This window comes from Aestuariivirga sp. (genome assembly GCF_044239095.1).
Classification (GTDB): domain Bacteria; phylum Pseudomonadota; class Alphaproteobacteria; order Rhizobiales; family Aestuariivirgaceae; genus Aestuariivirga.
The window spans coordinates 1-5126 of sequence record NZ_JBIICB010000295.1; the positions used below are offsets into that span (position 1 = coordinate 1).

Annotated in this window: 7 protein-coding genes; 3 read left to right on the plus strand and 4 right to left on the minus strand. The window is 61.3% G+C overall.

The window, feature by feature from the left end; all coding sequences use genetic code 11:
- From ACILRA_RS19540 to ACILRA_RS19555, 4 genes are all read right to left on the minus strand, one after another.
- Positions 1 to 469 (minus strand): recombinase family protein (locus tag ACILRA_RS19540; protein ID WP_395663727.1); only part of this gene is annotated, 469 nt, incomplete at its 3' end.
- 2 nt (positions 470 to 471) lie between these two features.
- Positions 472 to 915, minus strand: a complete 444-nt coding sequence (locus ACILRA_RS19545; protein ID WP_395663728.1) for a DUF2924 domain-containing protein — start codon at positions 913 to 915, stop codon at positions 472 to 474.
- Positions 916 to 1362: 447 nt separating this feature from the next.
- Positions 1363 to 1815 carry a hypothetical protein gene (locus tag ACILRA_RS19550; protein ID WP_395663729.1) on the minus strand — a complete coding sequence of 151 codons (453 nt, stop codon included), beginning with the start codon at positions 1813 to 1815 and terminating at the stop codon, positions 1363 to 1365.
- Position 1816: 1 nt separating this feature from the next.
- The gene (locus ACILRA_RS19555; RefSeq protein WP_395663730.1) at positions 1817 to 2251 is read right to left on the minus strand and encodes a hypothetical protein; all 435 of its coding nucleotides are present in this window, start codon (positions 2249 to 2251) and stop codon (positions 1817 to 1819) included.
- On the opposite strand from ACILRA_RS19555, the gene ACILRA_RS19560 reads away from it, so the two are divergent.
- From ACILRA_RS19560 to ACILRA_RS19570, 3 genes are all read left to right on the plus strand, one after another.
- Positions 2238 to 2492, plus strand: a complete 255-nt coding sequence (locus ACILRA_RS19560; protein WP_395663731.1) for a hypothetical protein — start codon at positions 2238 to 2240, stop codon at positions 2490 to 2492. The two genes, ACILRA_RS19555 and ACILRA_RS19560, sit on opposite strands and share 14 nt — an antisense overlap.
- A gap of 54 nt (positions 2493 to 2546) precedes the next feature.
- Complete coding sequence (locus tag ACILRA_RS19565) at positions 2547 to 3251, plus strand: hypothetical protein (RefSeq protein ID WP_395663732.1); 705 nt, start codon at positions 2547 to 2549, stop codon at positions 3249 to 3251.
- A gap of 556 nt (positions 3252 to 3807) precedes the next feature.
- Positions 3808 to 5126 (plus strand): toprim domain-containing protein (locus ACILRA_RS19570; RefSeq protein ID WP_395663733.1); only part of this gene is annotated, 1319 nt, incomplete at its 3' end.

Here is a 5126-nt window from a genome sequence, read left to right on the forward strand (position 1 = left end):
CCTTGACCTTGTCACGTATACGCTCGGCCGTGACCTCGCGTTCGAACTGGGCGAAGGACAGCAGGATGTTGAGGGTGAGGCGCCCCATCGAGGTGGTGGTGTTGAAGCTCTGGGTGACGCTGACGAAGGTGACGTTGTTGCGGTCAAAGACCTCCACCAGCTTGGAGAAGTCCATCAACGAGCGCGACAGGCGGTCGATCTTGTAGACCACCACCACGTCCACCAGCCCGTCCTCACTGTCGGACAAGAGCCGCTGAAGAGCAGGGCGGTCGAGGGTGCCGCCGGAGATACCACCGTCATCATATTGGTCGCGTACGACCACCCAGCCCTCAGACCGCTGGCTGGCAATATAGGCCTCGCAGGCTTCACGCTGGGCGTCGAGCGAATTGAACTCCTGCTCCAGCCCTTCCTCGGAGGATTTGCGTGTATAGATGGCGCAGCGGAGTTTTCGCGTTGCAGGCTTGTTCATGCTTATGCCCTCGCGCTGGACTTGAGGCCGAAGAACACGGGCCCACTCCACGGGGTGCCCGTGATAGCGCGCGCAATGGCCGACAGCGACTTGTAGGGCCTACCCTGATATTCGAAATCATCATCGCGCACCGTGACGCAGTGCTCGACGCCCTGGTACTCACGGATCAGCCGCGTCCCAGAGATCGGCCTGCTGTCAGCGCGCGTCTGCCGCTTCGCCTTGCTGCCGCCGTCCAGTTCCTCACCCAGCTTCTCCAGTCGCCGTACCGTCTCGGGCTTCAGCCCGCCATAAGCCAGTTCCTGGATGCGGTAGGCCAGCCTGCTCTCGAGGTAGCGCCGGTTGAAGGCGGGCGGTTCGCCCTCGAACAATTGCCGCCATTGCTCCTTGAGCTTCGGGGTGGGCGTGGTTTTCAGCGCCGCCAATCTCGCCAGCACTTGATCGCTCATCGTGTCATGCCTCCATTTGAGTTGCGGGTTGCATGACTGCTCTTCGGGCGGGATATGTCGACTGAACCTTCTCGCCGGTCAGCAGATAAAGGACTGGACTGTCGCGCCTTCATGCGGATGAGACCGGCCGCGAGGTTGCGGCCCAACTCGGCGAGGCGTTCGGCGGGGGTCATGCGGTTGGGGTCGAGGGCGTTTGGCATGCAGGCGTTCTGCCAAATCCATCGATGGCGCCGCTACGTTCGAAGGGGTGACCTCAGAAAACCGTTCCCGTCCGGAACGGTTTCACCTCGGGCTCGGTCTTCACGGATATCCCCAAGCGTACAGCGTCCGCATGGCTTATCTTCTGACGCCGCTTTCGGCACGATGCCAGGCGGCCAGCACGATGGTTGCAGCCCGGCAACCTTCCTCCAGAAGGAAAGAAGGTGCCCAAGACGTAGATGACGGCGATCACGTGATCCTGCGCGGCTCTGCCACTATTTCGGCATCTTGCGTCTCGGCATGGATTTCTTCACGAATCAATCGGTCCGTCCATTCACCCAGATAGCCGTAAAGGGCATCGTTCATCGTCTGGAATTCCGGCCACAGCGTGTTGTCGAAGAAACGCCGCGGAGCTCTGATCACGATCGTCTGGCTATGCATACGCGGATAGCGATAGGGCCTCAGGCCGTAGCGGCGGCAAAGCGCGATGAACAACTTGCGTGAGAAGATATTCGGTATGGAGCATCTGATCTCTTCAGGCGTGTCAGTCCGTGTCGCCTGCTGGAGCTGGGCCCTGATGCGCTCAGCAGCGGCAGCGGCGGCAGAGCGTTCACCCGCCGTTGCGGCACCGTCGAAAAGCGACTCGATCTTCTTCAGCTTCTCCCGAAGCGCCTGCTCACTCGTTGTGTCAGGGTTCTTCATGTCACGCTGTGCCCAGACTGGGACTGACGAGAAGATCGCGCAGGTGTCTGGCTACTCTGAGCTTTTCTTCCCACTGTTTCCGGATGCGGGCCGCGTCCTGCTTTATGAAGTCAAGGTCCTCACCCTCCACGGCTTCGGACAGCTCCTCCTCCATCTGGTAAAGGTCCGATTCCATCTGTTCGGCTATCTGGCGCTCAATGCGGGGCCACAGCGTTTCAATGTTCTCGCGGAAGAAGATCCGCCTGATCTCGGACACGAAGGTTGGCAGCTCGCGGGCAAACTCCGGGCGGGTGAGTGCGGCTTCGGCGTAGCTGAAGAGCTTTTCGCCGACGACATAGTCGAAGGCGCTTTCGGTACCATGGCGGAGTCGAATACCTTCCGCAGCCTCGCATTGCTCGATCCACGTCCGGTGGAATTGATGAATGGCTTTCGTCATTGATCATGTCTCCAGGCCAAATCTGTGCGATCAAGATGCCATCATCAATCCGGACGTGTTGAAGCGCAACAATGCTGACGGAGTGACGGGCGGCAACCTGAGGCCCGCACGCTTGCATCTGTCGAATCGAACATCATGTGTGCTGTCTGTTGTCTCTCTCCCGGCCGTCTCCACTGTGTCCAAACATCTGATCTCATTTGCGAAAGTGAAAAGCTCCGCCCGTGTGAAACCGAAGGGTTGAACCGTTCAATCGTTCTTTATATGTTCTGGAAGGCTCAAACAAGGAGGCCTGCCAATGTTCATCGAAAAACTCGACCGTCACCAGTGGACCCTCGATCAGGCCAAGCAGCATATTGCCAGGCTGATCCTGGCGAAGCGTCAACAGGAGGCAATTGTAGCCGGAGAAGCGCCTAAGCCAGCGCGGACGTGGCCGCGGCCGGAGGATCCGATCAAGAGGAGCGAGGACGAGGCTCACAGTGAACTGTTTACCGCGCTCCGGGATGGCGACCTGCACGCCACCGGACGTCTGTCGGAGCAGCGCCGTCCGCGCTACGCGACCGGAAATTCATCTTGGGACTTTCATTCCGGTAATCATCAGCCGATCAGCCCTTCGCATTGGCGTGAAGGCCAGTTTGGTTATGGGATTGGCAGCCTTGAGTTTCTGAAAGGGGAGTTCATCGACATCCGTGTGCCGCGCTTCATGGTGCTGGCGATCTGGCCCGAGCCCCGTATCGAGGAGTCCCGGAAGTCCGACAGCGAGACGCCCTACACCACGCCCTACATCGAGATGATGTTCACTACGATCAGGGTGCACGGCATAACTGATGAACAACAGAGCAAGAAGGAATTGCTCGTTGATTGGTTTACGAAGCAAAAAGTCGAGGACGAACTGATCTCTGGCAATCTCGGGGACGCGATGGCCACACTCGTCCGCCATCCCAAATCACAGCGTGGCGGCGCCAAGCGCATGATCGGGCCGGATGTTCGTGAGACGGTCTAACCATCGGACGAAGCCTTATCAGGCAGTCAGCTGGCGCGCGCCCGTCTCGTTCTGGTGCTTGAGAGATCAACGTTGGTGATGCCAACGTTGATTTCCGGGCACCTTTGAAGGCGTCCCGCTTTCTCCTCGTGCCATCAATCTTTTGCAAATAGCAAGCAGCACTCACAACCACCAGCAGGGCTGAACCCATTGTATGTCTTCGTTTGGTAGGGTGGACCCGTTCCACCAATGAGCAGCGGCATGGGGTGACCCCAATGTCTGTGATCCGATGCTGAAAAACTTATCCACAGATGGCTGCGGGCGGACCAGCGGCCCCTGCCATTGAGTTTCCGATCATTACATGAGGATTGAACCGTTCGAGGCGCGAGCAAGCGCGCTGGCGTGACCGCTTCGAACGTCGCGGAGGCCTGTAAACACAAGGCAGAACACGGGCTTGAACCTCACAAGCCCAGGCTCGTTCCGCCTTGCCGCACTGCTTCGACCAGCCCCCGCAGCCTGCCACTGATGCCATCACGGCGGCAGTGCGTTGGGACGTGCGTGTCGCGGAGCATGCGCAATGAGCGGCGGCGACTGGCATGCCTTCGACCGCGAGGTCCGCGGCCAGGTCCGTGAGCTTGCACTGGAGTTGCTGGGCAAGCCTGGCCTTCGCACACCTGACGAATGGCGCTGGGGTCGTAAGGGCAGCCTGTCGCTGGTGATGTCCGGCGAGCGGGCGGGTCTCTGGTTCGATCATGAACTGGGGCAGGGAGGCGGCTTTACCGATCTGGTTGCCCATCACCTGCGCATGGGCCGCCGTGATGCCCTCGAGTGGATCGCAGGCCGTGTCGGCGTGACGCTGCCTTCGGTCTCCGGACGTACCAACGCCGCCGAACCCATTCTACTCACGCTCGCCAGTTCCCGCCCCAAGGCGCAACATGTTCGTGATGACGGGCCTGCAAAGAACGCCGTGGAGCGCGCTGCCCGGATCTGGGACCATGCGGAGCCTGCTCCGGCGGACCATCCCTATCTTCTCGCCAAGCAGGTCGCCCCGCTCGCCCTTCGCGCCGATGCGCAGGGCCGGCTCATCGTGCCGCTGCAGGATGTAGCAGGCGTCCTACACAGCCTCGAGTTCATCGCAGCCGATGGCGGCAAGCGCTACCTGACCGGTGGCGCCAAGCGGGGGCATTTCGCGGTGGTGGGGCAGGAGCCCGCACCGCTTTCCGCTCCGGACGGCCCCATGCTGGTCTGCGAAGGCTGGGCCACCGGCGCGAGCCTTTGCATGGCAACGGACCACACCATCATCGCCGCAATGGACGCTGGCAATCTGCTCCCCGTCGCAGAGGCGCTGCGCAGCCAGTACCCTGAAGCCGACCTGATTATCGTTGCTGACAATGACGACAAGCCCGGGCGCACGGCGAACCCCGGCGTCGAGGCGGCGCGGAAGGCTGCGGCAGCCACCGATGCCCGGCTCGCGATTCCGCCCACACCCGGAGACGCCAATGACCTTTTCTGCGCCGGGGGGATCGAGGCGGTCGCCACGCTGGTGTCATCGGCCGCCCGCATTCCGCAGCCTGGGCCTACCTACGCCGAGCCCGTTCTTTCGGTCGACAAAGCCCGTGCCAGCCTCGCGGAGGCCATTGCCCGCTTCATGGAGGACGTGAGCCACTGGTGGGCCGGCGTGGACGACCCTGTCGCTTCGCCTCCGCCGTCCGGCAAAGGTGAGACGGCACCTCATGCTTTCCTAGATTTCAACGACGTAAAGATGCCCCCGCCGCTGCTTGGGCTTCCTGTCGACGTAGGGTTGGGCAAGACCTCCGCTACGCGTGAAGCCATCACCCGCCTCATTGCCTCCCGCGCCCTTGGCGGCCGCAAGGTGGTGTTTGCCGTCCCCCGGCA